Origin of the sequence: uncultured Imperialibacter sp. (genome assembly GCF_963974565.1) — a bacterium.
Classification (GTDB): domain Bacteria; phylum Bacteroidota; class Bacteroidia; order Cytophagales; family Cyclobacteriaceae; genus Imperialibacter; species Imperialibacter roseus.
Map to the genome: position 1 here is coordinate 504,710 of NZ_CAXBCJ010000002.1, position 24,410 is coordinate 529,119.

General features: G+C 44.6%; 25 protein-coding genes and 2 tRNA genes. 11 read left to right on the forward strand and 16 right to left on the reverse strand.

The features are described from left to right. Window position 1 precedes the first annotated feature (1 nt). Window positions 2-685 carry an MCP four helix bundle domain-containing protein gene (locus AAC052_RS04875; RefSeq protein ID WP_317492025.1) on the reverse strand — a complete coding sequence of 228 codons (684 nt, stop codon included), beginning with the start codon at window positions 683-685 and terminating at the stop codon, window positions 2-4. Between the two features lie 27 nt (window positions 686-712). Here AAC052_RS04875 and AAC052_RS04880 point away from each other — a divergent pair, with 27 nt between their 5' ends. The 4 genes from AAC052_RS04880 (at window position 713) to AAC052_RS04895 (ending at window position 3,041) form a co-directional block, all read left to right on the forward strand. Then, window positions 713-946, forward strand: coding sequence for a DUF3820 family protein (locus AAC052_RS04880; RefSeq protein WP_317492026.1), 234 nt, complete (start codon window positions 713-715; stop codon window positions 944-946). A gap of 129 nt (window positions 947-1,075) precedes the next feature. Continuing rightward, entirely contained in the window at window positions 1,076-1,627 is a 552-nt protein-coding gene (locus AAC052_RS04885; RefSeq protein WP_317492027.1) for a hypothetical protein, read from the forward strand. A 160-nt stretch (window positions 1,628-1,787) separates the two neighbouring features. Next, on the forward strand, window positions 1,788-2,324 hold the full coding sequence (locus tag AAC052_RS04890; protein WP_317492028.1) for a hypothetical protein: 537 nt from the start codon (window positions 1,788-1,790) through the stop codon (window positions 2,322-2,324). Window positions 2,325-2,495: 171 nt separating this feature from the next. After that, window positions 2,496-3,041 (forward strand): hypothetical protein, encoded by a 546-nt coding sequence (locus AAC052_RS04895; RefSeq protein WP_317492029.1) that lies wholly within the window; start codon window positions 2,496-2,498, stop codon window positions 3,039-3,041. Window positions 3,042-3,053: 12 nt separating this feature from the next. Here the strand turns inward: AAC052_RS04895 and AAC052_RS04900 are convergent, their stop codons facing one another. After that, window positions 3,054-3,416: a glutaredoxin family protein gene (locus tag AAC052_RS04900; protein WP_317492030.1), complete on the reverse strand. Its 363-nt coding sequence runs from the start codon at window positions 3,414-3,416 to the stop codon at window positions 3,054-3,056. A gap of 170 nt (window positions 3,417-3,586) precedes the next feature. Between AAC052_RS04900 and AAC052_RS04905 the strand changes: the two genes are divergently transcribed. Both AAC052_RS04905 and AAC052_RS04910 read left to right on the forward strand, forming a co-directional pair. Next, window positions 3,587-4,156 carry a DUF4136 domain-containing protein gene (locus tag AAC052_RS04905; RefSeq protein ID WP_339811415.1) on the forward strand — a complete coding sequence of 190 codons (570 nt, stop codon included), beginning with the start codon at window positions 3,587-3,589 and terminating at the stop codon, window positions 4,154-4,156. 82 nt (window positions 4,157-4,238) lie between these two features. Beyond that, entirely contained in the window at window positions 4,239-5,855 is a 1,617-nt protein-coding gene (locus tag AAC052_RS04910; protein ID WP_317492032.1) for an ATP-binding cassette domain-containing protein, read from the forward strand. On the opposite strand, the gene AAC052_RS04915 is transcribed toward AAC052_RS04910, so the two are convergent. After that, window positions 5,846-6,322, reverse strand: coding sequence for a DUF6495 family protein (locus AAC052_RS04915; RefSeq protein ID WP_317492033.1), 477 nt, complete (start codon window positions 6,320-6,322; stop codon window positions 5,846-5,848). The genes AAC052_RS04910 and AAC052_RS04915 overlap by 10 nt on opposite strands. Before the next feature lie 210 nt (window positions 6,323-6,532). Here AAC052_RS04915 and AAC052_RS04920 point away from each other — a divergent pair, with 210 nt between their 5' ends. Then, window positions 6,533-7,840 (forward strand): DEAD/DEAH box helicase, encoded by a 1,308-nt coding sequence (locus AAC052_RS04920; RefSeq protein WP_339811419.1) that lies wholly within the window; start codon window positions 6,533-6,535, stop codon window positions 7,838-7,840. A gap of 87 nt (window positions 7,841-7,927) precedes the next feature. Here AAC052_RS04920 and AAC052_RS04925 read toward each other — a convergent pair whose 3' ends face one another. The 5 genes from AAC052_RS04925 to AAC052_RS04945 all read right to left on the reverse strand — a co-directional run bounded on the left by AAC052_RS04925 (window position 7,928) and on the right by AAC052_RS04945 (window position 13,664). After that, complete coding sequence (locus AAC052_RS04925) at window positions 7,928-8,701, reverse strand: acyl-CoA desaturase (protein WP_317492035.1); 774 nt, start codon at window positions 8,699-8,701, stop codon at window positions 7,928-7,930. A gap of 139 nt (window positions 8,702-8,840) precedes the next feature. Then, complete coding sequence (locus AAC052_RS04930) at window positions 8,841-9,440, reverse strand: sigma-70 family RNA polymerase sigma factor (RefSeq protein WP_317492036.1); 600 nt, start codon at window positions 9,438-9,440, stop codon at window positions 8,841-8,843. Between the two features lie 838 nt (window positions 9,441-10,278). Then, window positions 10,279-10,351: transfer RNA gene (locus tag AAC052_RS04935), tRNA-Thr, on the reverse strand. Window positions 10,352-10,640: 289 nt separating this feature from the next. Beyond that, the gene (locus tag AAC052_RS04940; protein WP_339811421.1) at window positions 10,641-12,902 is read right to left on the reverse strand and encodes a DUF349 domain-containing protein; all 2,262 of its coding nucleotides are present in this window, start codon (window positions 12,900-12,902) and stop codon (window positions 10,641-10,643) included. A gap of 183 nt (window positions 12,903-13,085) precedes the next feature. Then, entirely contained in the window at window positions 13,086-13,664 is a 579-nt protein-coding gene (locus tag AAC052_RS04945; RefSeq protein ID WP_339811424.1) for a YqgE/AlgH family protein, read from the reverse strand. A gap of 209 nt (window positions 13,665-13,873) precedes the next feature. Between AAC052_RS04945 and pdxH the strand changes: the two genes are divergently transcribed. Further along, window positions 13,874-14,515, forward strand: a complete 642-nt coding sequence (pdxH, locus tag AAC052_RS04950; protein WP_317492115.1) for a pyridoxamine 5'-phosphate oxidase — start codon at window positions 13,874-13,876, stop codon at window positions 14,513-14,515. Window positions 14,516-14,535: 20 nt separating this feature from the next. Here the strand turns inward: pdxH and bshB1 are convergent, their stop codons facing one another. The 8 genes from bshB1 to AAC052_RS04990 form a co-directional block, all read right to left on the reverse strand. Next, window positions 14,536-15,252: a bacillithiol biosynthesis deacetylase BshB1 gene (bshB1, locus tag AAC052_RS04955; protein WP_339811428.1), complete on the reverse strand. Its 717-nt coding sequence runs from the start codon at window positions 15,250-15,252 to the stop codon at window positions 14,536-14,538. A 217-nt stretch (window positions 15,253-15,469) separates the two neighbouring features. Next, the gene (locus AAC052_RS04960; RefSeq protein WP_317492117.1) at window positions 15,470-16,501 is read right to left on the reverse strand and encodes a peptidoglycan DD-metalloendopeptidase family protein; all 1,032 of its coding nucleotides are present in this window, start codon (window positions 16,499-16,501) and stop codon (window positions 15,470-15,472) included. 5 nt (window positions 16,502-16,506) lie between these two features. Next, window positions 16,507-17,451, reverse strand: a complete 945-nt coding sequence (gene trxB / locus AAC052_RS04965) for a thioredoxin-disulfide reductase (protein ID WP_339811432.1) — start codon at window positions 17,449-17,451, stop codon at window positions 16,507-16,509. 111 nt (window positions 17,452-17,562) lie between these two features. Next, window positions 17,563-18,426 carry a sigma-70 family RNA polymerase sigma factor gene (locus AAC052_RS04970; RefSeq protein WP_151996975.1) on the reverse strand — a complete coding sequence of 288 codons (864 nt, stop codon included), beginning with the start codon at window positions 18,424-18,426 and terminating at the stop codon, window positions 17,563-17,565. 95 nt (window positions 18,427-18,521) lie between these two features. Next, complete coding sequence (gene pnp / locus AAC052_RS04975; protein WP_317492119.1) at window positions 18,522-20,672, reverse strand: polyribonucleotide nucleotidyltransferase; 2,151 nt, start codon at window positions 20,670-20,672, stop codon at window positions 18,522-18,524. Between the two features lie 109 nt (window positions 20,673-20,781). Then, complete coding sequence (gene rpsO / locus AAC052_RS04980; RefSeq protein WP_151996977.1) at window positions 20,782-21,057, reverse strand: 30S ribosomal protein S15; 276 nt, start codon at window positions 21,055-21,057, stop codon at window positions 20,782-20,784. 97 nt (window positions 21,058-21,154) lie between these two features. Further along, window positions 21,155-22,894 carry an LptF/LptG family permease gene (locus tag AAC052_RS04985; RefSeq protein ID WP_339811434.1) on the reverse strand — a complete coding sequence of 580 codons (1,740 nt, stop codon included), beginning with the start codon at window positions 22,892-22,894 and terminating at the stop codon, window positions 21,155-21,157. A gap of 79 nt (window positions 22,895-22,973) precedes the next feature. Further along, complete coding sequence (locus AAC052_RS04990; protein ID WP_317492121.1) at window positions 22,974-23,378, reverse strand: START-like domain-containing protein; 405 nt, start codon at window positions 23,376-23,378, stop codon at window positions 22,974-22,976. 208 nt (window positions 23,379-23,586) lie between these two features. Between AAC052_RS04990 and AAC052_RS04995 the strand changes: the two genes are divergently transcribed. From AAC052_RS04995 to AAC052_RS05005, 3 genes are all read left to right on the forward strand, one after another. Beyond that, a tRNA-Met gene (locus AAC052_RS04995) sits at window positions 23,587-23,660 on the forward strand. 43 nt (window positions 23,661-23,703) lie between these two features. Next, complete coding sequence (locus AAC052_RS05000) at window positions 23,704-23,961, forward strand: GIY-YIG nuclease family protein (protein WP_317492122.1); 258 nt, start codon at window positions 23,704-23,706, stop codon at window positions 23,959-23,961. Next, window positions 23,954-24,319, forward strand: a complete 366-nt coding sequence (locus AAC052_RS05005) for a GIY-YIG nuclease family protein (protein ID WP_339811438.1) — start codon at window positions 23,954-23,956, stop codon at window positions 24,317-24,319. Before AAC052_RS05000 ends, AAC052_RS05005 begins: the two co-directional genes overlap by 8 nt. Window positions 24,320-24,410 lie beyond the last annotated feature (91 nt).

A 24,410-nucleotide genomic window follows, 5' to 3' on the forward strand; every position in this document is an offset into this window, starting at 1 on the left:
CTTAATTAAGATGAAAGGGCTGATTGCTCTTTCTTTGCACTGTTCTTGTTGTTAATAGAATCACGTGAACAAGTAAGCTGAGCACAATAGCCACTCCTACCTCTAAAAATGTGAGCATATGAACACTTGCTTTAATATGGTGAGAGTCGTTGAGTAACTCTCGGCCATTGTTCGATTGAATTTCTGTTAGTAGATGCAGGTCACTCAGCATAGCATTGAAGCGATCCCCTCCTTCGTTTTCCAGCGCTGCCAGTGCCTGCCTTGAATCATTTGCGTACGCCAGGTTTATCACCTTGTTCTCGAGTTGGTCGTAAGCCTCCCTTCTTTCCTTAAACTCACTTAAAAGGCTGGCCTCATCCAGTACAAAATAGGTTTTTTCTATTTCAGTCACCAGTGAGTCAATTCTACTATCATAGCTATCGAGCTTCTCGGTCAAATCCGCTTTCTCAATGCTTATTTCCAATACGTTCTTTTCAAGAATCAACCGCTTTTGATAAAGAGTTTCTGTGATATAGAAAAATTCAGTTGCCGACATAAGCCTGTCATTATAAATGGAGGTGAATGACCTGTCCATGCTGTCTATGTCTCTTTGCATTACCAGGTTGCTTATCACAAGCAAGGCAACTATTATTGCTAATATGACCGAAATCCGCATTTGGTTACCTATTTTGAAAGCCCACCTCATCTCATAGTTTTTTAAAATGCTATTAACATGAATACACCTGATCCCAGCATCCTGTCCGACATAGTTAAGACAAAAATGCCGTTCGGCAAATACAAGAATGTTTTAATATGTGACCTACCCGAAAACTACCTTGAGTGGTTCAAGAGCGTCGGCTTTCCGCAAGGGAGGCTTGGAATGATGCTTTCTACTATGTATGAAATTCGGCTCAATGGGCTGACCGACCTGCTCAGTCAACTAAAAAAAATCCACAGAAACCCATAGGTTACTGAAGCCGTTAAACCCCCAAACGGCGCCGTTGCACTTATTAAATACAAAAACAACCAAGATTTCTTATATTTACAATGTCAATTGGCTTAATAATTGCGTTAGGTGTGTAAATTATTTTTGTGTATGAAATTAAGAATTGTTCAATTAACCCTGATATCAATTCTTGCATGTAGTTGTGTTACTAATCTGTCGGCGCAGTCGTCTGACAGTGTAAGCATAGTCAAGAAATTTGATCAATTGGTTCTACAGTGGGATTTGCTATCTCTTGAACTGGGCAAATACGAAGGTCTGGACAAATATTGCACTGACAAGCCCTACCAGGACAATGTAATCAAGACACTCGAAGAAATTCACCACTATGACACATTGCTCTACCAAACGCTTGCAAAGAAAGCACGGTACGACAAGAGTTCAGAGCTCAAAAAGACCCTCAAGCAAATAGAAGAGTTTGAAACTGAGTACAAAGGCCCCAGCTTTCTGAAGAAACTTCACGATGAATGTGTCGGCCGCAGAGAAATTGAGAAAGACTACAAAGAAACCAGAAATGATATTGGCATGAACTCTTACGATGGGCAAGTGCTTGTTCTGGAAGCTGATCTTAACAGGTATGTCGAACACATTACCAAGTTAATGGATCATATTGAGGAGCATATCCACCATTTGCATCTTGAATAGCCGCCATGTGGCAAATACGTAATTTCTAAAATCCGCCCCTTTTTCGGTTAACCTGGCGCCCTGCCTGTCGTATATTTGAATATTCCTGCACCCTACCAACCGAGGCCTGTTCTAGTTAATTCACCTGGCGAATCCATGGCTGTTTTAAAACTAGATATAGATGAAAAAATATTTGCTTGTCCTAATTGCTGCGGCCGCTCCGCTACTACCGTTGCAGGCAAACGACGGTGAAAACGGAATTTTCAAAGACTTTAAAGAACTAACCCACAAGTGGTATTTTGTCTCAGATAAGCTTGTAACCTACAGAGGTTTGTCAAAATACTGCGGCGATCCCACCTTTCAAGATGAAGTGAAAAGCGTATTAAAAGAGATCCACGCCTACGATAGCGCTCTTTATATTCGTGTTTCTTCGATGATGAAGGAAGACCCAAGCAAAGAATTGAAAAAGACATTGAGACAAATCGGCCATTTGGAGCACAAGCTAAATGCCCTCTCGCTGTCGAAGACATTGTACAGCGAGTGCCACAACCAAAGACAGCTCGAAAGAGAGTACAAAAAGGTAAAAAACTATTTTGGCGCTCACTCCTTCGACAATCAGGTTGTAGTTACCGAAGTCTTCTTAAAAAAGCACGTTGACCGGATCAACAAAATCATGGAAAACATAGAAGATCATTTCCATCACCTCGACGCAGATTGAGTGGGCCAGGAATCCGATGTGGAAAATACGTAATTTTCCAAAATTGTCAGCTCGCCAATATTTGAGCACCAATTCCGTTCCCTACATTTGTTGTATTCCTGCAACACTACCACATGTTCTGTATTAGTTTGTTTACAAAGGCATTGCCATTGCCACAACTAAACATATACTATGCTCAGACGTCTCGCTCTTGCCGTTTCCTGCCTCTTTTTGGCGGGAAGTACATACGCCACTGGTGACCAAAATGAAAGTGCCCTTCTGGTCAGTAAATTCAACGACCTTACTAAACAATGGGCTTTGATCTCTTACGACCTCAGGACGTACGACGGACTTAAAAAGTATTGCACAGACCACTCCTTCAGGAGCAATGTAGCAGAGACCCTCAACGGCATCCACCATTACGATAGCCTTTTGTATGAAAGACTAGCTGTAAAGGCCAGGTTCAGCAACAACCATGAAATTAAGAAAGTAATTCATCAAATTGAGGCATTTGAAACGACGTACAAAGCCGCCAACTTTTCAAAAACACTGTCGGAGGAATGCTCTGATCAACGGTCTCTTGAGAGGAATTCAGATGAGCTAAGAAACGACATCGGCATGAACTCGTACGACAGTCAGGTAATTTTGCTGGAGGCTACTCTCGACAAGTATGTAAAAAATATTACGAAACTAATGGATCATATTAATGATCACATCCACCACTTGCACATTGATTGAGTAGTCCTTCCTCTATCGCTTCACAAACGCTAATACCTGTGGCAGCTCTGGGCTAACTAGTACCCTACCTTCAATGTCGACTACCGGCAATGAGATGTTTCCCATGAATCTGGCTGCTTCAAGCTTTCTCAGCATCTCATCTGCCTTATCCTGATCGGCATCCACATCATAAAAAGTATATTTTATGTTGAGGGAATCCATCTTCTTTCGGAAATTAATACAGTGATCACATGTATTAACTCCATAAACAATCATTTGCTTTTGATTGGCACTTTCAGCTGCCTTGTTTTCAGAAGTATCCTTCGTAACTGGTCCGCACGAAAGCAATAAGACAAATACCGAAAGGATGGAAATCGCTGTAATGTTATTTTTCATAGCCCAATCTTACGGATTTTTTATCTTTATCCATACTGCTTTTGTACATAGTAAGAAGAGCTTTACACGATGGGTTGCAACTCGTTTTGGCCAACACGTGTCATCATTTCATTATTCATTTGCAATGCCCGGTAAAAGCCTTGTATATTAACGCTGACGATACAATCAAAATGATGCAAAAGATCAGTCTGTTTCTTTTACTATCTGCCATTTACTTTGGCTGTTCGGTAAAGGTGGTGTCTTTCGAGAACCCCAGAACAAACTTTGGAAAATTTGAGGAGTACACTCTTAAGCGGCCAATGGCCGATAACAAGGACCTGACACCTGAAGGCAAGCAATTCATCGCCAGCTTCGAAAACGCCATTAATTCCGAGATGAAAAAGAGAGGCTATGACCTCACCTATTCTCCTGACCTGGAGGTAAGCTACGATATCGTTTCAAGCCGACAACGGGATACAAATGTAAATAGAAGCCCTTACTACTATAATCCGTGGTACTATGGAAACTATTACAATGTGTCGCAGACCAACTACACCGAAAGCATTGTTATTGTGGAGATGAAGGACGCCGCCACAGGCAAAACCGTGTGGCAGGGCAGCCTCGACCTTCGCTACACACGTAATTCCAAAAAGAAAGACAGCATCATACCTGATGCTGTCGAACGAATCTTCAGCGACTACCCCTACCTGGCCGGCAGTAATAAAAAAGTAGAGGTCGAAGGAAAAAAGAAGAAAAGGTGATAATAAAGTATCATGGTGCAAGTGTTTAGTTAAATACTATTCTTTCCCTACCTTTGCGGCTTCAATTGCAAAAATTCCATTTATGATTTCTGTTTCTAACGTCTCTCTCCAGTTCGGAAAGCGTGTATTATTTGATGAGGTCAATATCAAGTTCGTTCAGGGCAACTGTTATGGTGTGATCGGTGCCAATGGCGCTGGCAAATCCACTTTTCTTAAAATTCTATCCGGTGAAATGGCCGCAAATGCCGGGCATGTAAGCATGGAGCCTGGCAAAAGAATGGCTGTTTTGAATCAGAATCACTTCGAGTTTGACGAGGTACCCGTCATTGAAACGGTGATGATGGGGCACAAAAAGCTTTGGACAATCATAAAGGAAAAAGACGCCATTTATGCAAAGCCTGATTTTTCAGAGGAAGATGGCATCAAAGCTTCCGAGCTGGAGGCGGAGTTTGCAGAAATGGATGGCTGGAACGCAGAATCGGACGCTGCTGCCATGCTCAGTGGCCTTGGCATCGTAGAAGCCGACCACTACAAGCTGATGAAGGAATTGCCCGGCAACCTGAAGGTAAGGGTGTTGCTTGCCCAAGCCCTGTTCGGTAATCCCGACGTGCTTATTCTTGACGAACCTACCAACGACCTCGACATCCGCACCGTGTCGTGGCTGGAGGACTTTCTTCTGGAATTCAAGAACACAGTCATCGTGGTTTCTCACGACAGACACTTTTTGGACACCGTGTGTACTCATGTGGTTGACATTGACTTTAGCCAGGTGAAGCTATACACTGGTAACTATAGCTTCTGGTACGAATCCAGCCAGCTAGCCCTTCAGCAGCGAGGGTCTGCCAACAAAAAGGCTGAAGAGAAGAAGAAAGAATTGCAGGATTTCATCGCCCGTTTTAGTGCCAATGCTTCCAAGTCGAAGCAGGCCACCAGTCGGAGGAAACTGCTCGAAAAAATCAATATCGACGACATTCAGCCCTCCACCAGGCGATACCCAGCCATTATATTCAATCAAAGCCGCCAAGCTGGTGACCAAATTCTGGAGGTGAAAAACCTTGGCTATTCTGCCGACGGAGTCAATTTCTTCTCCGGGCTGGATTTGTTTGTTAATAAGGGGGATAAAATAGCGGTCCTTAGCAAGGACAGTATGGCCATTTCAGCATTCTTTAAAGTGCTTATGGGGGAACTGAAGCCTACCAAAGGCGAGTTCAAGTTTGGCCAAACCATTACAACGGCCTATCTGCCTAATGAAAACGACAAGTTCTTTAATACAAGTGACAACCTGATCGATTGGCTGCGCCAGTTTTCAGAGGGAGAAAAAGACGAGGTATTCATCAGAGGCTTCCTCGGAAAGATGCTTTTCTCCGGCGAAGAAGTCTTTAAAAAAGCAAGTGTGCTTTCCGGTGGCGAAAAGGTGCGTTGTATGATCAGCAAAATGATGCTGGCCCAGGGCAATGTGCTGATCCTGGACGAACCCACCAATCACCTTGATTTGGAATCCATTCAAGCATTCAACAACGCCCTGGCAGATTTTCCGGGCACGGTGCTTTTCACCTCGCATGACCATCAGTTTACGCAAACAATTGCCAATAGGATCATAGAGCTAACGCCAAATGGTTGCCTTGATAAGCTAATGACTTACGATGAGTACGTGGAAAACGAAAAGATTACTGCGCAGAGAGAAGAACTCTATGCCTGATCGGCTATAACCAGGGCCAGTGTTTTGAAGAGCTTTCCGTCTGAGACGAGGTGACCATTGCTCATCATGAGGAAAAGCTCCTCTTCACGTACTGTGTTGTAATGCTTTTCGGAGGTGAATAGCTCAATATCCGACGGGGGACTGGCCAACGCTTTTTGCAAAAAAGCCGGATCGGTAAAATCGGCCGCCTCGCCCCCTTGCATTCCGCAAAGAACAATTTTCTCCTGGAGACATTGATAGGTCATTACGTGAGACCTTGTTCTGATTTCCAAAAACTCAGTTTTTCTCAATACGTCTTCGAAAACCACGTCGCTGAACAAATCCACTATTTTGTCGGCCTTGGCGGGAGTTTCCTTCTTCAACTTCTCCCAGTCGTCAGCGGCAATGCCATTGACGATCAAATAGTCAATAAACTCCTTTTCAAGTGCTGTCAGTTCTTCCCTTGTCAGGGTACGGTACTTTGCCATAGGTGGCAAAGATAAGGCTCAAAATCGTTTCTTATCGCAAAAAAAATAGCACTAGAAATTAGTTGGTTCAATTTCCATGCAGCAACGTTATCACAATTACGTTCTGTGCTGCTAACATTGAGATCAGGTTGTCGGCTTGCTTATCAATGTGCACAGGAAAAGCCGCAACTAAGCTTTATATCAACTACCTTTGTGCTCAAGAATCTCAAAATGATCGATCAATACTTAAGCAATCTGGGCATTTCTAAGCTCAACGAAATGCAGGAGGCTACAATAAAGGCCGCTGGAAAAGAAAAAGAGCTCATCTTGCTTTCTCCCACGGGCTCTGGCAAAACCCTGGCTTTCCTACTTTCCCTTCTCCCACGTCTGGTAAAGGATCAGCAGGGGATGCAAGCACTAATCATCGCACCTTCGAGGGAGCTTGCTATCCAAATCGAACAGGTAGCCAGGGGAATGGGTAGCGGCTTCCGTGTCAATAGTTTCTATGGAGGCCATTCACTCAGAACAGAGCTGAACAACCTCAGCAACCCCCCAGCCATTGCTATCGGCACGCCCGGGCGGCTGCTCGACTTGATCACTAAAGAGGCTTTCGAAACAAAGAGCATTAAGCACCTTATCCTGGATGAGTTCGACAAGTCACTCGAAATGGGTTTCGGTGGTGAAATGTCAAGCATACTTGAACATCTCACCAACCTTAGAACAAGGTTTCTAACTTCTGCCACGCAGGCTGTCAAAATCCCTTCTTTTCTTAAAATGTCGGCACCATACACGCTGGACTTTACCACCAGGTATGAGAATAAGGAAAGTAAATTGGATCAAAAAATGGTAGTGGCCGAGGGCAACGACAAGCTTGATGCCCTCTTCAAACTCCTATGCCTTCTGGGCAGCAAGAAAAGTTTGATCTTTTGTAACCACAGAGAAGCTGTTGACAGGATCGGTGAGTTGTTATCTGTAAAGGGCGTTGAACACAGAACTTATCATGGAAAGCTGGAGCAGGATGCCCGTGAAAAGGTATTGGCGCAGTTTCGCAACGGCAGTGTCAACGTGTTGCTCGCTACAGATTTGGCGGCCAGAGGGCTTGACATCGCCGAAATCGAAAACGTGATACACTACCAGCTTCCTCAAACGCAGGAAGCCTTCATCCACCGGAATGGCAGAACAGCCAGAATGAATGCTTCGGGCAGCTCTTACCTCTTGCTGCTTCAGTCGGAGAAGCCACCAAAGTACCTGGTCAAAAAGCCCCAACTAGTAAATTTGCCGGAAACGCTGCTTACTCCTCCAGCCCCCGCCTGGTCAACACTTGAGTTCTCAGCCGGTAAAAAGGATAAAATCAATAAAGTAGATATTGTTGGTCTGCTCTTCAAAAAAGGTCTTTTGGAAAAGGGAGACATCGGCTTGATAGACGTAACCGACAAGGCTGCCTATGCCGCTGTAAATAGAGAGAAAGCTGTAAAAACAGCCATCAAAGTGAGTGGAGAAAAAATAAAGAAGGTAAAGGTCAGGGTCACGGTACTTTAGAAAAAGTACGAAACCGAAAACAGTGAATAAAAACAGAAAGGCCCGCTTCGCAGCGGGCCTTTCTTTTGCAGATATAATGAATATGACTTAAGCAGCTGCCTTTTTGGCGTCGGCAAGTGATACCGCCTTGTGAGGTTTGATCTCTATTACACCCATTTTATCAAGCAGCTTGATAATATAGTAAGTTGGATCTATTTCATGCCAGCGAATGCCACCAAAATTTGCACGATTACCATATTTATGATGGTTATTGTGATAGCTTTCGCCCATCATGAGGAAGTCTACAGGCAAGAAATTCCGGGAGGTATCACCAACCTCGAAATTTCTGTATCCGTATTTATGAGCAAACCAGTTGATAATCGCTCCATGAATAGGCGACAGAATGAACTGCAGTGGCAGAAACAGCCACAACCACCATGCATCAGCATACAAATAGTACACTCCTACATACAATGCACCCCAAAACACTCTTGAGTACCATGAACGAGCGAATTTATCAAAGGCATCCCATTTTGCAACTCCTTCAGTGAATCTCTTCTCGGGCACTACTCTTCCACTGGCAATATCAGAGTAAATGGTTTTTGTTTTCCACATCATCTTGAAAATGGTCTCATCATACTTTGGAGAGTGAGGATCATTTTCTGTGTCGGCAAAAGCGTGGTGCATCCTGTGCATTACGCCATAGCCGTAAGGGCTCAAGTAATTTGACCCCTGAAATATCCAGGTAAGTACAAAGAATACTTTCTCTGTGAACTTACTCATCGTAAACGCACCGTGCGCTGCATACCGATGTAGAAAGAACGTTTGAAAGAACAATGACAAGTACCACTGGGCAATAAAAAAGGGTATGATAACTTCCATCTTGTTAGTAGTATTTTTTTACGGTTTAGATTTGACCTGTTTATGATCTATTCCCTTAAGACAAAGTCAAATTTAATTTGTGACAGAATTAATAAAATATTTTTTTTCGTAATGGCAACACAGCCATTTACCCGGCCAGCTAAGCCTTTTGGCTGATCTCAAGCCTCAAATCCTCAATGAGCTCTTTGGGCTCCCCAAATGAGCAGGCCTTCTTGAAGCTTTCGATAAGCTGGGCTGAGTTTACCATATCGAAACTTATCTTGCTGGTATCTATTGCCAGCTTCTCCTTAGCTCTTGAAAACAACTGGCGACAGTTCTCTTTCTTTTTATTGACAATCTGCTGAAGTTCGTCGTACTCAATATTGAACACCTCCCTCAACAGGTACACTGCTCTCTCGACAGGCTCCAGCTTTTTATGCAACATTGCTAAAGCAGTAGAAATTTCGTGCTCTATGTCGATATGAGAAAGATCCAGCTTCTCAACAAATTCCTTTGGATTAATGGCATCAAGGTATTCGTTCTTCTTTCGTTTGATTGAATTAAGATGATTGATGCAGCTATTGGTTACCGACTTAATCAAATAGGCCTTTGTGTTTTTTATCTTCTCCTGATCGAGTGTCAACCACTTCAAAAAGGTGTCCTGAACAATGTCCTCGGCATCTTGCCATGAGCCTACCATCTTCAAGGCGAGCCTGTGAAGCAAGGGTTGATAAAGCGTTATCGTTTGAGTCTGATTCACTATAATTCTCAAATTGTATACAAAGGTAAAGTCAATACCTTTAGTTCGCACTATTTGTTTTCGATTATTTAACCTTTAAACAATCGAAGGACCAATAAAGTGCAATTTCGCACGGTATCTGATCAGATTGGATTAATGTGCGCTGGAGAAAATGGATCAATCTGTATTTCTGGAGATTGAATGTTTCGTTTGTGGTTAAATAAAAAAACAAAACTGGTTCAATGCGTCTCGCCCAGCCGGGTTAGGCTTGGACCTTTTGCTTTTTTATGACCACTCGGGATATTGGGTTTAAAGGGTAGTCCCCAAATTTTACAGCTTGCCGGCGTGGTATCGATGCAATGCTTTAAAAAAGCCGCAAACTCTTTGGTCATGCGTGTTCCCTTTGCTACTAACTCCCAGTCTCTGGAGACTATCTTGTTGGTGTCTTCATTCAACCACCTGCGTCGTTTCACCTTTAAAAAACAAGCCTTACCTCGTATAGGAAAGTCTTTTACCAAGATGGCATCGGTTTACCCCTTAGAACTTAATCTCTGACCAGAGAACTCATAAGGGTGCAGATTCTTCTCTTCTAAGCTTATCGTATAGCCTTCGTCAGTCTTTTCAACTGAACCAACATCAAAATACTCAAGGATACCTTCAGGTAACAACAGTTCTAGGATAGATTTTTCCAAGGGAGCTTTTTACCTCAAAATTATACTCTTTCACGATACTCCCCAGATTTTCCGCTTGATCCCTGTTTTTGAGCCCCCTGCAGGGATTGAACGGGGACGCCCAGTCCAGCGACCGGTCGCTGGACAACAAAAAAGCACCGATAGCGAACTATCAGTGCTTTCAAAAGAGCCCCCTGCCGGGATCGAACCAGCGACCTACTGATTACAAGTCAGTTGCTCTACCAGCTGAGCTAAGGAGGCTTCTCTCCATTTGTGTTTCCTTATTTCACTGCGACCCTCCGATTACAAGCAGTTGCTCTATCGGAACGCCGAACCGCAGCTAAGCTAAGGAGGCTTCTCTCCATTTGTGTTTCCTTATTTCACTGCGACCCTCCGATTACAAGCAGTTGCTCTATCGGAACGCCGAACCGCAGCTAAGCTAAGGAGGCCTACTATTGCTAGTATTTTGCGATTTCCCTTGCGATTATTCCGTTTGGGACTGCAAAACTAATCGGCTGATTAATTATTGCAAACACTTATTGTGATTTTTTTAAGAGGTTTCGTGAATCACCTTAAGTTGCTCCTTCAAGCCATCCAATTCCTCTTCGGCCTTAACGATTTTTTCGTCAAAGTCGGCCTTCAGCTTGTCAGCTTTTCTGGATGACGCCAGGAACTCCAGGTTGTTTCTCCAAACGGCTATGTCATTTTCCAACGTAGCAATTTGGCGCCTTACCTGTCCCTCTTTTTGGTAGATTTTGCGTTCGCCATGTGGCTCGCTCTTGATCTTACCCACCTGCATGGCCGTCTTGAACTTACGCTGTTCATCCTCGGGCAGTGACTCCGCCGCCTTGTTGAGGGCGTCGATGGCCTCCTGATATTTTTTCTGGATGGTCTTCATTGCATTTCTTGGCACGAAACCAATCTGGCTGTACTTTTCCTGAAAGCCACTAATGATATCCAGATCGAGGCTTTTCTCACCTGCCAGTTTTAGCAACTGCTCGCAAATGTCCTCTTTCTTTTTCAGGTTGTCATAGTACTCCTTCTCTGCTCCCTTGCTTTGCGAACGCTTCCTTTCAAAGAAATGATCACATGCAGCCTTGAACTTGTGGAAGATCTCCTCCTTTACTTTTTCGGGTACAGGCCCTACCTCTCTCCACTGCTGCTGCAATTGCTTGAGTTGATTGGCAGCAGAATCCCATTCCTCACTATCTTTGAGAGCATCCGCCTTTGCTACCAGTTCTTCCTTTAACTTCAGGTTTTCATGTCGCTTTCCTTCCAGCGTCTTAAAGAACCCGCTCTTGTTGCTGAAGAACGTTTTGAACGCTCCCCAGAATCTCTTATTTATCTTCTTGGCGCTTTCCTTTGGCACACCACCAACAGCTTCCCATCTCTTTTGAAGCTCCAGCACTTCCTTCGTCTTCTTATTCCACTCATTGATCTTGTCAGAAGTGAACGACACAAATGTCTCGGCCTCCTCACAAAGCTTTATCTTCACCTCCATGTTGGCTTTCAGCTCCACCTTGAGTTCATCCACCATCTCACGGCGCTTGGAATAAATGAGATCAGAAGCGGCCTTAAAACGTTGCCAAATTTCTTCCTGAGATTCTTTTGGCACCGGCCCCAGGTGTTTGAACTCTTCGTGAAGAACATTCAACTCCTTTACCGCATGTTTGATATTCTCTTCTTTAGTAAGCGCTTCGGCTTTATCACAAAGCTCAAGTTTTGATTCGAGGTTTTTCTTTCTATCGAGTTCCTTGAGTTCAAAATAAATGCTTCGGTTATCGTAGAAGCGATCGATGAGGGCATTGTAGTTGGCCCAAAGCGTTTTTGCGTACTTGCCAGGCACCTGGCCAATCACCTTCCACTCATCCTGTATCTTCTTCAGTGCGGTAATGGAGGTCGTATTCTCCTCGCCATCTACCAAATGGCGAAGCTTTTCCAAAACATCTATCTTCTTCTTGTAATTATCTTCTTTTTGCTGCTCCAGATTCTGAAAAAGCTTGTGCTTTTTCTCACGGAACAATTTATAGTTCTCTTCGAAACGATAGGCGAAATCATTTAACCTAAACTCAAACGAGTCTTCTTCTCCCCCATCTGCCAGGTATTTTTTCAGCGCTTCTTCCCTGTCATGAGCAACCATCTCGTCGTGAACAGCCTTTAGCTCCCTTACTATCCGATCTGCTTTGCGCACGTCGTCCCAGTGAAGCACCTCAGTAAACTTATCTACCAACTGCTCAGGCGAGTAATGGCTATAGTCCTCTGCTTCTTCGTGCTCCTCGCTATCCTCCTCCTCTTCCGCCTCGTCATCGCCTAAAGCATCAGACGCCTCGGCTACTACCTTAGGCTCTTCTTTCTTCTCTTTTTTGTCATCAGAGGCTTCTTCGCCAGCAACAGCTTCCTGTTTTGATTCAGGCGTTAGCTCTTTGCTTTGTGTTCCTGCTTCCGCTTGCGCCGGTGCTTCGGCCTCCGTCGCATCCTTTGCGGTTTCCTCCGCCTTCACTTCTTCCACAGCGGCAACTTCGAGCTTCGGCTGGCTTTCTTCTGTGTCAGGCGCCACCGCTGCATCGGTGCCAGCCAACTCTGGTGTAGCCTCCGGAACGGCGTCTGCAGGAATTTGCTCAGATTCATCCGATTCTACCGGTACTTCGGCAGCAGGTGTTTCAGCTTCTGTTTCTTTCTTTCCGTCTTCATCACGGACATCTACCGAGGGTTGAGAGTCGTCATTGCCAACACTATCACCGGAGTTAACTTCCTCCGAAGCAGTTTTGCTCAACTTCTCATCACCTTCAGACACTTCTTTCTCATTGTTCATCGTGCGCTCCTTGATCAGGTTCTATAGTCTCTGCAATTTAATAATATTAATTCATGTGTCTAATATTTGATTCTATTGCATTGACGATTGGATTTGGACAAAACTACGTTGTGGATATCATTTAAACGTGATTTTGCTCTATTGGACAATTTTGACTCTCAATATTGGATTCCTGTGTTAGGTCTAATTAAGCCTTGGATCCGCAGGGAAATTGGAAAACGCTCTGAATTTACCGCCCATATCTTTGAGCACCTGCCTCCATAGTTCCTCATGTGAATACTCAAAAATATACTGCGGTGCCGTTTTCTTATTTACAATCCAGCTATTGGTATCCAACTCTTCCGAAAGCTGCCCTGCTCCCCAGCCTGAATAGCCAATGAAAAATCTTACTTCATCAGCAGTAACCAACCCTGCACTCATCAGTTCCATCAGCTTCTCAAAATCACCACCCCAATAAATTCCTTTGGCAATTTCCCGCCCCTCTTCCATCAAATGCGGCGAACAATGTACAAAATGAAGCGTATCCTGCTGGACTGGCCCCCCAATAAACAGTGGAATTTCATCATCAGGCGCATCCTCAATCACCTCTGCGAGCGATAGTTCAGAAAGCCTGTTAAGTACAAAACCAATTGAACCATTGACGTCATGCTCACATAGCAAGATCACCGATCTCTCAAAATTCGGGTCTGAGAGGTAGGGCTCTGAGATGAGTAAGTCTCCTTTGTTGGGATTTACCCGTTTAAATGCGTCGAAATGCTCCATTCGGTTTATTCAAAGTCCTTTTGACTACTCCTTTTTTTAAGAGACAACAACTAACTGCTATACACCTAAGAACTGTTCAAATTGAGAACAACTTAGACCCGTTGTTGCCTTACTTAGCTGCAAGACCACATTGCATATATAACATTAATAATAGTCAAATTGTAAGGGCTATTCATAAATTTGAGTCGGATTTGAAAAATACTAAGAAAATGAATATCGCAGATCTGAGAGAAGAATATTCCAGCCAGGTTCTCAACGAGGCGGCTGTAGAGAAAGACCCGCTGCTTCAATTCAACAAGTGGTTTCAGGAAGCGCTTGAAGTAAAAGTGAAAGAACCTAATGCCATGACCTTGTCCACCGTTTCTCCCGATGGACAACCACATGGCAGAATCGTGCTTCTGAAAGGACTGGAAGATGGTGCTTTTCAATTCTTCACTAACTACGAAAGCCACAAGGGCAAAGAACTTGCGCAAAACAACCGAGCTTCTCTGACATTTTTTTGGGCCGACCTTGAAAGACAAGTGCGTATTGAGGGAAGCGTGACGAAGCTAACCGAGGCAGCGTCCTCCAGGTATTATCACTCCCGGCCTTTGGGTAGCCAAATCGGTGCCTGGGTAAGCTTGCAGAGCGAATCGATACCGGACAGGGCATTTTTAGAAAAGAAAACAGAAGATTTCAAGATGAAATTTAGTGGGCTGGCAGAAATACCAAAACCGGACTACTGGGGTGGCTATGGACTGGTGCCAGTGTTGGTTGAATTCTGGCAGGGACGACCAAGCAGGCTGCATGACAGGATCGTGTTCAAAAAAGGCGCAGACGGCTCCTGGCGAATTGAGCGCCTTTCTCCCTGATGGAGGCTAAAAGTGACTTACTATTGTAAGTGAAACAGGTCTTTTACTCCTAAATGCCGCTCAACGGTAAATCCCTCCCCATAGGCAGCACCAATTGAGTGTCCAAGCTCCTTTCCCCTACTTTCCAGCATCTTCATAAACTCCGGAGAGGAAATAAATGTGCTCGGCTCTTTGCTGGCAGGATCATAAAATTGCGATTTAAAGCATTTGATCGCCTGCATTTTCTTTTCCCAAGCAGCTGATACATCAACGATGAAATCGGGCATAATGAAGTTGCTTTGGATATAGTGATACACATTTTTCGCCCTCCAAGGTTGCTGAGGGTTGCCATCAATACTGGTTTCGACCATTCTAAGACCCGACACAAAACTTGCTTCTGACACCAGGCTGGAGGCCCTGCCATGGTCAGGATGGCGGTCACGGATGGCGTTTGCTAAAATGATCTCGGGTTGATACTTCCGTATCATTTTCACCACCTCAAGCTTGTGATGTTCATCTTCGGTAAAAAACCCGTCACGAAACCCCAGGTTCTCCCTAACATGAATACCCATCACTTTACTCGCTTCGGTGGCTTCGGCGGCTCTTACTTCAGGCGTGCCTCTAGTGCCAAGCTCCCCTCTGGTAAGGTCAACAATGCCGACTTTTTTGCCCATCTCAATGTGAGATATGAGTGTTCCTGCGCAGGCAAGTTCGGCGTCGTCGGGGTGCGCCGTAAAAACAAGTACATCAAGTTTCATGAATATAAAACTTATTTTTTATCGGCCTCACGGAATTCGCATGCACGCCCATTTCTGTTATGTAACGAGCTTAGCCTAAGCATGCTCATTTCATGTGTATAAATTTTGATTTTCAGCGGCCACATGGAATAGCCAATAGCATTTCGGAAGTGATAGTCGACTGTTCTCCGACTTTATTCATTTCCGCTAGGTATGGCTCTCCTTATGGCTATTTCATCTAATTAATTCGCAACCTCTGGCCTACTCTGATTACCGAATTTCTTGAAATGCCGTTGAGCCTGCAAAGCTTTGTAACCGACACACCATACCTGTTGCCGATGCCGCTAAGGGTGTCACCACTCCTCACTCGGTGTACGATCACCTTATTGGCCTCTTCAAGGTAAGCGAAGGATGCTCTTGTGAGTGTGTACTTCTGATCTATCAGGCAATTAGTATCAAAATCAAAAAACTCTTTTGGGTCGATGGCATTGCCCTGATACCTCACCTCGAAGTGAAGGTGTGGGCCGCTGCTTCTTCCGGTACTTCCACCCCAGCCTACCAAATCTCCAGCCTTGATTTCGTCACCAACATTCACCAGGCGCTTTGATAAATGTCCATAGAGGGTTTCCACACCATTGTAGTGCCTCACAAGCACATAGTTGCCGTAGCCAGGTCTGTCATAGTTCGCCATTCTTACTACACCATCGAAAGCCACTTTCACAGAGTCGCCTGTTGTAAGTCGCAAATCGACACCATAATGCCAGCGATACCTGCGCAAGCCGAAATCAGACGTAATCACCGACTTTTTCAAGGGATTCTCCCAAACTAACCCTACCTCCGGGTAAAATAATGTCAGCTCAGTAGTGTCTTTGTAATCCAAACCGTTGAATTTGTAAGGGTTGACTCTCTGCGAGTCCCAAATATTGTAGTAGTCTTCAGCGGAAAGCCATACCGAGTCAAGGGACAGCTTGTCGGAAACAGCCACCTCATGGCCATAAGAAAGTATCAATGGCGGTGTAGCCGGACCTCCTTCGGCAGGTGGAGCCATCGCTTCCAGTTCTGCTGTAATGAGGCTATCGAGAAAATCAAAATCAACCGCAAAGGCGTCGTTGGAAACCACAAATAGCGGTGCGGGAGGTATTGGGGCCGGGGTTTCTCTCTTCTTAAAAGAGAAAAAGCTTTTGACCCACGATTTGCTTTCCTGCGCTCGTGATTCAAAAGCTAATAATATTACTACCCAGGCCGCTAGTAGTAAACTTTTCTTGATCATGGCTGCTAAGATACTGCCAATTCTTTCTCCGCCAAAAATCTTTCTGCATCCAATGCACCCATACATCCGCTGCCGGCTGCCGTCACGGCCTGCCTGTAAATATGATCCTGAGCATCTCCGGTGGCAAAAACCCCTTCTATATTTGTTTTGGACGAGCCCGGAATCGTCTTTATATAGCCGTTTTCGTCCATATCAAGCCATTCCTTGAAAATGTCCGTATTGGGTTTGTGTCCAATAGCCACGAAAAATCCTCCAACTTTAAGCTCCCTCTTCTCTCCCGTTTGAGTATTTACCACCCTTACGGCATTTACTTCCTTGTCGCCAAGCACCTCTTCAGTCTCGGTATTCCAGAGAATTTCTATGTTTTTGGCATTTTTCACCCTTTGCTGCATGATCACAGAAGCCCGCATTTCGTCTCTTCTCACAATCATGTACACCTTGCTACATATCTTCGACAGGTAGCTGGCTTCTTCAGCAGCTGTGTCTCCAGCTCCGACAATTGCTACGTCCTGGCCACGGAAAAAGAAACCATCACATACAGCGCAAGCAGACACGCCATGGCCGTTTAGCCTTTGCTCCGACGGAAGGTTCAGCCATTTGGCTGATGCACCCGTTGACACAATCACAGCCTCGGCAGTGATCTCATGTGTTTCATCTACAGTTACTTTGTGTGGATAGGAAGAGAAATCGACAGATGTAGCCAGTCCATAGCGGATATCCGTTCCAAATCGCTCTGCTTGCTTTTGAAAGTCGGTCATCATCTGAGGCCCCATGATCCCTTCAGGGTAGCCAGGATAGTTTTCTACGTCCGTTGTAATGGTTAGCTGACCGCCGGGCTGGCCGCCAGTATACAAAACCGGCTTCAGACCAGCACGAGCAGCGTATATAGCTGCAGTGTATCCTGCGGGCCCAGAACCGATAATCAACACTTTAACTTCTTCTTTTGTCATCTCGAAATATTATTTGCTGTCAACTGTAACACCAATTTAAACGCAAAAGATCGTTTGGTGTCAACGAAAAAAGGTCTCTTTTGAGACCTTTGCTAAATTTTTTGAGTCTTACTACCCCAAGTACGGCTTAAGGGCCTTACTGCGGGATGTATGCCTCAGTCTTCTGATGGCTTTCTCCTTGATCTGGCGAACCCTTTCCCTGGTCAGATTAAACTTCTCACCTATCTCCTCGAGGGTCATTGCATGCTCTCCGTTAAGTCCAAAGTAAAGTGAAATAACGTCGGCTTCTCTGGTTGTAAGCGTAGAAAGTGCCCTCTGTACTTCTTTGCGAAGGGAGTCGTTGATAAGGCCCGAATCCGGAGTCTCCTCCATGTCGTTTTCCAGTACATCCAGCAAGCTGTTCTCTTCGCCCTGAACAAACGGTGCATCCATCGAAACATGACGACCAGAAATCTTCATGGTGTCCACAACCTCACTGGTAGACACCTCCAATACTTCGGCAAGTTCATCCGGAGATGGCTCACGTTCATATTTTTGCTCAAGCTCAGAAAAGGTTTTTGAAATCTTATTTAACGACCCCACCCTGTTCAAGGGAAGGCGCACAATTCTTGATTGCTCGGCCAATGCCTGAAGAATCGACTGGCGAATCCACCAAACTGCATAAGAGATAAACTTAAAACCTCTGGTTTCGTCGAATCGCTGAGCTGCCTTAATAAGGCCCAGGTTTCCTTCATTGATCAAATCACCCAGCGAAAGCCCCTGGTTTTGGTATTGTTTGGCTACTGACACCACAAATCGAAGGTTGGCTTTGGTCAGTTTCTCCAAAGCCATTTGGTCTCCTTCTCTTATTCGTTTAGCTAGTGTTACTTCTTCATCGGGGGTAAGCAGGTCTACTTTACCTATTTCCTGGAGATACTTGTCAAGCGACTGACTCTCACGATTGGTAATCTGCTTACTTATCTTTAACTGTCTCATTCAATATCTGACTTTTTAAAGCCTAATAGACTAAACAATAATATAAAAAGGTAAAGTTCCTTTCTCTAATGTTCCCGCTTTTTTTTTGACAAATGTTAGTTGCTTGTTTCCTGGTTTCGCTCAGGCCGAGGTATCAAAACCTTTCTTGACAGTCTATATTTACCGGTTTTCTTGTCTACTTCAGTCAATTTTACCTTAATTTCCTCACCTACCTCGAGAATACCGTCTAGTTTTTCGATTTTCTCCCACTTGATTTCGGAGATATGTAGAAGGCCATCTTTGCCCGGCATAAACTCAACAAATGCACCAAATGGCATAATTGACTTCACTTTTCCATCGTACACTTCACCAACCACTGGCACGGCAACAATAGCGTTTACACGCTTCACAGCCTTGTCCATCGACTCCTGGTCATTGGCAAAAATACTCACAACACCTCCAGTAGCAATTTCTTCAATGATAACAGTGGCCCCAGTTTCCTTTTGGATTTCCTGAACAATTTTTCCTCCAGGCCCAATCACCGCACCGATCATTTCCCGTTCGATATTAATCCTCACGGACCTTGGCGCATGAGGTTTCAAATCTGCATTAGGAACGGACAATGTCTTTTCAATTTCGTCCATGATGTGCAAACGACCAGCTTTTGCCTGATTAAGTGCCTCTTCAAGCACCTGATAGGAAAGTCCGTCAACCTTGATGTCCATCTGGCAGGCAGTGATGCCATTGCGGGTTCCAGTCACTTTGAAGTCCATGTCGCCCAGGTGATCCTCGTCGCCAAGGATATCGGAAAGAATGGCATATTTGCCAGTTTTGCTATCAGAGATCATCCCCATAGCAATACCTGTAACCGGCGCTTTGATTTTGATACCAGCGTCCATCAGGGCCAGCGTGCCTGCACAAACGGTTGCCATTGACGAAGAACCGTTCGATTCCAGCACGTCAGACACAATGCGAATAGTGTAAGGGTTTTCTTCTTCAGGGGGCAAAACCTGCTTGAGGGCTCTCATGGCCAGGTTACCATGACCAACTTCTCTACGTCCGGGGCCTCTGTTAGGCTTTACTTCGCCAGTTGAAAACGCCGGGAAATTGTAGTGGAGTATAAACTTATTGAAGCCCTTCATCAAAGCGCTGTCAATCATCTGTTCATCCAGCTTGGTACCAAGTGTGACTGACGCAAGGGCCTGCGTTTCACCTCTTGTGAAAATAGCTGAACCGTGGGCTCCGGGCAGGTAGTTTACCTCACTCCAGATATATCTTATTTCGTCAAGATTACGTCCATCCAAGCGCTTTCTTGAGTCGAGAACAAAGTTACGAACAGCTTCCTTCTCAATGTCGTGATAGTATCTTTTGACAAGATCCTTGTCAATAGTTTCTTTCTGCTCCTCGGTAAACGATTCTACATACTCGTCGACAATGGCAGCAAACTGCTCTTTGCGATCAGACTTAGAAGGCATCTGCTTGGCAGCAACTTTATAACATTTGTCATAAAGTTTTTCGTGCATGTCCTTTTTTAGGGCCTCATCGTTGTTTTCGTGATTGTAGGTGCGCTTCACAGTTTTTCCGGCAGCTGCTTCCAGCTCCTTCTGCACCTGGCAATGTATTTTAATTGTGTCGTGCGCAATTTTCAACGCTTCAAGCATTTCTGCCTCAGACACTTCCTTCGACTCGCCTTCCACCATCAGGATATTGTCGTAAGATGCTGCGACAACAAGGTCGAGTGTAGCAGTCTTAGCTTGTGCCGCTGTAGGGCTAATCACATACTGACCGTCAATTTTGGCTACCCTTACTTCAGAGATTGGTCCGCCAAAAGGAATATCGGAAACAGCCAGCGCCGATGAGGCGGCAAGAGCTGCCAAAGCATCGGGCATTACATCGTCACCTGCCGAAATCAATGAAATAGCGATTTGCGTTTCTGCGTGGTAATCGTCAGGGAAAAGTGGACGAATGGCCCTGTCTACAAGTCTTGAAATGAGTATTTCGTAGTCTGACAGTCTACCTTCTCTTTTTAGAAAGCCGCCGGGTATTTTACCTGCCGCTGCAAATTTCTCCTGGTAGTCTACAGACATCGGAAGGAAATCCACTCCTTCTTTTGCGTCTTTGTTGGAAACTACTGTGGCCAGTAGCATTGTGTTGCCCATTTTGACCACCACTGAACCATCCGCTTGCTTAGCTAATTTTCCAGTCTCAATTGTAATCTCTCTGCCGTCAGCAAGGGTTATGGTTTTTGTAATGACGCTTGGATACATAAATATTAGTTAACGTATAAAAAGTAAATCAAATTTTAATTTCGATTGTTTCAGATAAGGGGAAAATAAAAAGAGGGAATCCGTTTTATGAATCCCCTCCCTGAACTTTTTACTTTCTGAGATTCAGTTCAGCTACAATTGCTCTATACCTCGTAATGTCTACCTTAACCAGGTAATCCAATAATCTTCTTCTTTTACCTACCAGCTTCAACAGCCCCAAACGAGAAGAGTGATCCTTCTTGTTGATTTTGAGGTGTTCTGTAAGGTGATTGATGCGGAAGGTGAATAATGAAATCTGAGACTCCGGTGAACCGGTATCTGTCTTAGATTTTAACCGACCATGATTCTCGAAGAGCTCTTGCTTCTTGTCTGTTGATAAATACATGCTTAGCTAAAATAAATTGTATGAATTGAAATTAATGTGCAAAGGTAGAGAGAAGCTTATTGAAATACAAAACTCTGTATAAAATATCCTGACAGGATTATTCTCCTTCCGATTGATCTGATAAGGCTTTTTCTGTTGGCGAACCCTGGCGCTTCTTCTGCACAAAGTCGGCCCATTTCTTCTTTAACCGATCAATGAACATAAGGTAAACATCGGCATCGAAAAGCCGTGAATCGTTGCGGGCCTGCCGGAGGAAAAATGCTCCGAAGGGCAACAGCACCATATTGGGCATCCAGGCGGCGACAGCGCCATCGAGCAAGCCTTCCCTGGCGTACTTTTCGCTCATGATGCTCACTACGTAGAATATAATGAAAAACCCAATGGACAGAATCACTGGCAAGCCAAAACCTCCTTTTTTGATGATGGAGCCTAATGGAGCCCCAATGAAAAACATGACCAGGCAGCTAAAGGCCAGAGCTACCTTTTTGTGCTTTTCGATAATGTGGCGATAAATTTCCGAGTTGAGGTTTTCTATTCTGGTAGCCTGATTAGCGAGGTTAGTCTTTATGTACCTGGCCTTTACCAGGGCGTCATTGACTGCCCGGGTTCTTCTGCTATTGTCGGCAAAATATTTTTCGAAAGTAATTGTATCTCTTGCTGCCTTTTTTCTTTGTAATACCAATTCCTTGGCTGCTCTAATACTATCTGCCTTCGCCTGCTCGTTAGTTTTGGCCTGAGTCTTCGCCAGCGCTTCAACGGCGGACTCTCTCGTAATGCGGGGGGCAGCCGGGGTATTCCCTGTGTTTGGAGATAAAATACTGTCTTCTACAGTGATCTTTACCTCCCCCTGCGACACCGCTACGGCCTCCCTTTCCTTGCTCGTGGCAGCCCTGATAGAGTCAATTTTCCTTTGTCTTCTTTCCTTCAGGTGGTAGTCGTACATTCCATCGGCATTATTGAGCAGATTGAGCCTGACTTCGCTGACCACGCCCTGCATAGAGTCGATGTCATGGGCGAGCTCGCCCATGTCCTTCATGAGTCTGTTGCCGGCAAAAAGCTCCTGTTTAGTACGGTTGAGGTCAAATGAAGCCAGACTGAGCACCATTTTCATTTGACTGAACTCGTTTCTTGCCAGGTCGTTCACCCCACCAAAACTGGCTGTTCTGTTAAATTCATTTTGCCTTGATTCCTGGTAAGAATTGCCATCATAGAGCTCAAAAACGAGGTAGCGGTCATTCAAGATGGTATACATTCTGCATGAATCAGCCACAGTGACGCTATTATTGCCCATTTCTCTGGTGTGATCGTAAATGATCACGTCTTTCATCGACACACCATCAGGAAACTTCTGATTGACTTTGATGCTATAGTTGGGAATGCCGTTATAAAACTGGCCTTCCCGGATGTCCAGCGAGGGCTTTTTCTGCCTGATGTCATAAAGCAGGCTGTAGGCATTGATATTGGCTTCAGGCACAATGAAGTTGTTGTTCATGAAGGCCAAAACCACTAAAAATAAGACAGCGATAAAAAGTGGCCTGAGGGTTCGAACCAGCGAAATACCTGCTGACTTGATGGCGGTTAGCTCGAAATGCTCTCCCAGGTTTCCAAAGGTCATAAGAGACGAGAGCAGTATCGCTAACGGCAAAGCCACCTGTGACATATTGATGCTGAAGTAAAAGATAAGCTCGGCAAAAACGCTAAAACCGAGATCCTTTCCCACGAAATCGTCGAAGTACTTGAGCATATATTGCACAAGCAAAATAAACACCACCACCAAAAAGGTGAGGAAGAAGGGGCCGAAAAATGATTTTAGTATAAGCTTATCAAGTTTCTTCATGCCTGCGGAAAAGTGCTTTGCTGATTAAGGTGCGAGCAACACCTGTTAATTAACCGCAAAAGTAGGCAAAAAGTATTCCTTAACCACCGACTATTTCTTTTAGCGTGTGGATCATTGATTCCCAAAGATCTTCCAATTCTTCAAGATCATCCATGTCAGAATAGTCGGTGATCTTGAGGTAGGTTGACTGCGTCATTTCGTTTTCCTCGAGCTTCAGCTCTACGTAATTGGGGTCGTCATTGTCTTCAGTGCCTTCAAAAACGAACTTAACAAGGCTATTGGCTCGGTGTGAAGTCATCTTAGCTTTGTTTTTCTCCCCGTCCCAAATGAATATGTAGTCCTTGTCTTCGTTGATGTTTACATCGTCGGCAAACCACTGCGCCAACCCACTCGCTGAACTCACATATGGAAAAAGCATTTTTTTCGATGCCCTGAATTCAAACTCTGCTATATACTTGTAGTTACCCATATCGAACTTCTTCAAAAGTGCCTTAATGTATTAAAAATAAAATTGAAGTGAACATAATTTATTTTTTAATAGCCAAATGAGGTGCTTAAGTACTGCGATTCGAACCAACCAGAGGGTCTTTCAATCTTATCGATATGTTCTTCCCCAATAAAAGTTGAAGATTATGGTTGGCAATTAGAAAACAATCTTCATACATTTGCACTCCCATTTTTGGGAGATTAATGGCGGGGTAGCTCAGATGGTTAGAGCGCAGGATTCATAACCCTGAGGTCGGCAGTTCGATCCTGCTCCCCGCTACAGTAAGAAAGCAGCTCAAAAGGCTGCTTTTCCTTTTTCGACTATGTTCACCGTTTACGCACTACATAGCGCCAAATTCAATAAGATTTATATCGGCTACTCATCCGATATGGAGAATCGACTAGACGCCCACAACATCTATCAAACCAAAGGCTATACTTTCCGGTATCGTCCATGGGTTGTAGTTTATACAGAATCCTACCCGACAAAAAAAGAGGCGATGATCAGGGAGAGACAACTTAAGTCGGCGAAAGGAAGAGAATTCATTTGGAACTTAATCAACTACAGGCAAGATGATTAGAGTGCAGGGTTCATATCCGCCGGTTGGCGGACGGCCAGTGAATCCTGCTCCCCGCTACAGTAAGAAAGCAGCTCAAAAGGCTGCTTTTCCTTTTTCGACTATGTTCACCGTTTACGCACTACATAGCGCCAAATTCAATAAGATTTATATCGGCTACTCATCCGATATGGAGAATCGACTAGACGCCCACAACATCTATCAAACCAAAGGCTATACTTTCCGGTATCGTCCATGGGTTGTAGTTTATACAGAATCCTACCCGACAAAAAAAGAGGCGATGATCAGGGAGAGACAACTTAAGTCGGCGAAAGGAAGAGAGTTCAATTGGAACTTAATCAACTACAGGCAAGATGATTAGAGTGCAGGGTTCCTTCCGCCAGTAGTCGGACAAATGATCCGCCGGTTGGCGGACGGCCAGTGAATCCTGCTCCCCGCTACAGTAAGAAAGC

What these genes read in the sequence shown, in the direction of transcription:
- AAC052_RS04875 (WP_317492025.1), bottom strand. Translation starts at nt 685, where the DNA reads ATGAGGTGGGCTTTCAAAATAGGTAACCAAATGCGGATTTCGGTCATA.
- AAC052_RS04880 (WP_317492026.1), top strand. Translation starts at nt 713, where the DNA reads ATGAATACACCTGATCCCAGCATCCTGTCCGACATAGTTAAGACAAAA.
- AAC052_RS04885 (WP_317492027.1), top strand. Translation starts at nt 1,076, where the DNA reads ATGAAATTAAGAATTGTTCAATTAACCCTGATATCAATTCTTGCATGT.
- AAC052_RS04890 (WP_317492028.1), top strand. Translation starts at nt 1,788, where the DNA reads ATGAAAAAATATTTGCTTGTCCTAATTGCTGCGGCCGCTCCGCTACTA.
- AAC052_RS04895 (WP_317492029.1), top strand. Translation starts at nt 2,496, where the DNA reads ATGCTCAGACGTCTCGCTCTTGCCGTTTCCTGCCTCTTTTTGGCGGGA.
- AAC052_RS04900 (WP_317492030.1), bottom strand. Translation starts at nt 3,416, where the DNA reads ATGAAAAATAACATTACAGCGATTTCCATCCTTTCGGTATTTGTCTTA.
- AAC052_RS04905 (WP_339811415.1), top strand. Translation starts at nt 3,587, where the DNA reads ATGATGCAAAAGATCAGTCTGTTTCTTTTACTATCTGCCATTTACTTT.
- AAC052_RS04910 (WP_317492032.1), top strand. Translation starts at nt 4,239, where the DNA reads ATGATTTCTGTTTCTAACGTCTCTCTCCAGTTCGGAAAGCGTGTATTA.
- AAC052_RS04915 (WP_317492033.1), bottom strand. Translation starts at nt 6,322, where the DNA reads ATGGCAAAGTACCGTACCCTGACAAGGGAAGAACTGACAGCACTTGAA.
- AAC052_RS04920 (WP_339811419.1), top strand. Translation starts at nt 6,533, where the DNA reads ATGATCGATCAATACTTAAGCAATCTGGGCATTTCTAAGCTCAACGAA.
- AAC052_RS04925 (WP_317492035.1), bottom strand. Translation starts at nt 8,701, where the DNA reads ATGGAAGTTATCATACCCTTTTTTATTGCCCAGTGGTACTTGTCATTG.
- AAC052_RS04940 (WP_339811421.1), bottom strand. Translation starts at nt 12,902, where the DNA reads ATGAACAATGAGAAAGAAGTGTCTGAAGGTGATGAGAAGTTGAGCAAA.
- AAC052_RS04945 (WP_339811424.1), bottom strand. Translation starts at nt 13,664, where the DNA reads ATGGAGCATTTCGACGCATTTAAACGGGTAAATCCCAACAAAGGAGAC.
- pdxH (WP_317492115.1), top strand. Translation starts at nt 13,874, where the DNA reads ATGAATATCGCAGATCTGAGAGAAGAATATTCCAGCCAGGTTCTCAAC.
- bshB1 (WP_339811428.1), bottom strand. Translation starts at nt 15,252, where the DNA reads ATGAAACTTGATGTACTTGTTTTTACGGCGCACCCCGACGACGCCGAA.
- AAC052_RS04960 (WP_317492117.1), bottom strand. Translation starts at nt 16,501, where the DNA reads ATGATCAAGAAAAGTTTACTACTAGCGGCCTGGGTAGTAATATTATTA.
- trxB (WP_339811432.1), bottom strand. Translation starts at nt 17,451, where the DNA reads ATGACAAAAGAAGAAGTTAAAGTGTTGATTATCGGTTCTGGGCCCGCA.
- AAC052_RS04970 (WP_151996975.1), bottom strand. Translation starts at nt 18,426, where the DNA reads ATGAGACAGTTAAAGATAAGTAAGCAGATTACCAATCGTGAGAGTCAG.
- pnp (WP_317492119.1), bottom strand. Translation starts at nt 20,672, where the DNA reads ATGTATCCAAGCGTCATTACAAAAACCATAACCCTTGCTGACGGCAGA.
- rpsO (WP_151996977.1), bottom strand. Translation starts at nt 21,057, where the DNA reads ATGTATTTATCAACAGACAAGAAGCAAGAGCTCTTCGAGAATCATGGT.
- AAC052_RS04985 (WP_339811434.1), bottom strand. Translation starts at nt 22,894, where the DNA reads ATGAAGAAACTTGATAAGCTTATACTAAAATCATTTTTCGGCCCCTTC.
- AAC052_RS05000 (WP_317492122.1), top strand. Translation starts at nt 23,704, where the DNA reads ATGTTCACCGTTTACGCACTACATAGCGCCAAATTCAATAAGATTTAT.
- AAC052_RS05005 (WP_339811438.1), top strand. Translation starts at nt 23,954, where the DNA reads ATGATTAGAGTGCAGGGTTCATATCCGCCGGTTGGCGGACGGCCAGTG.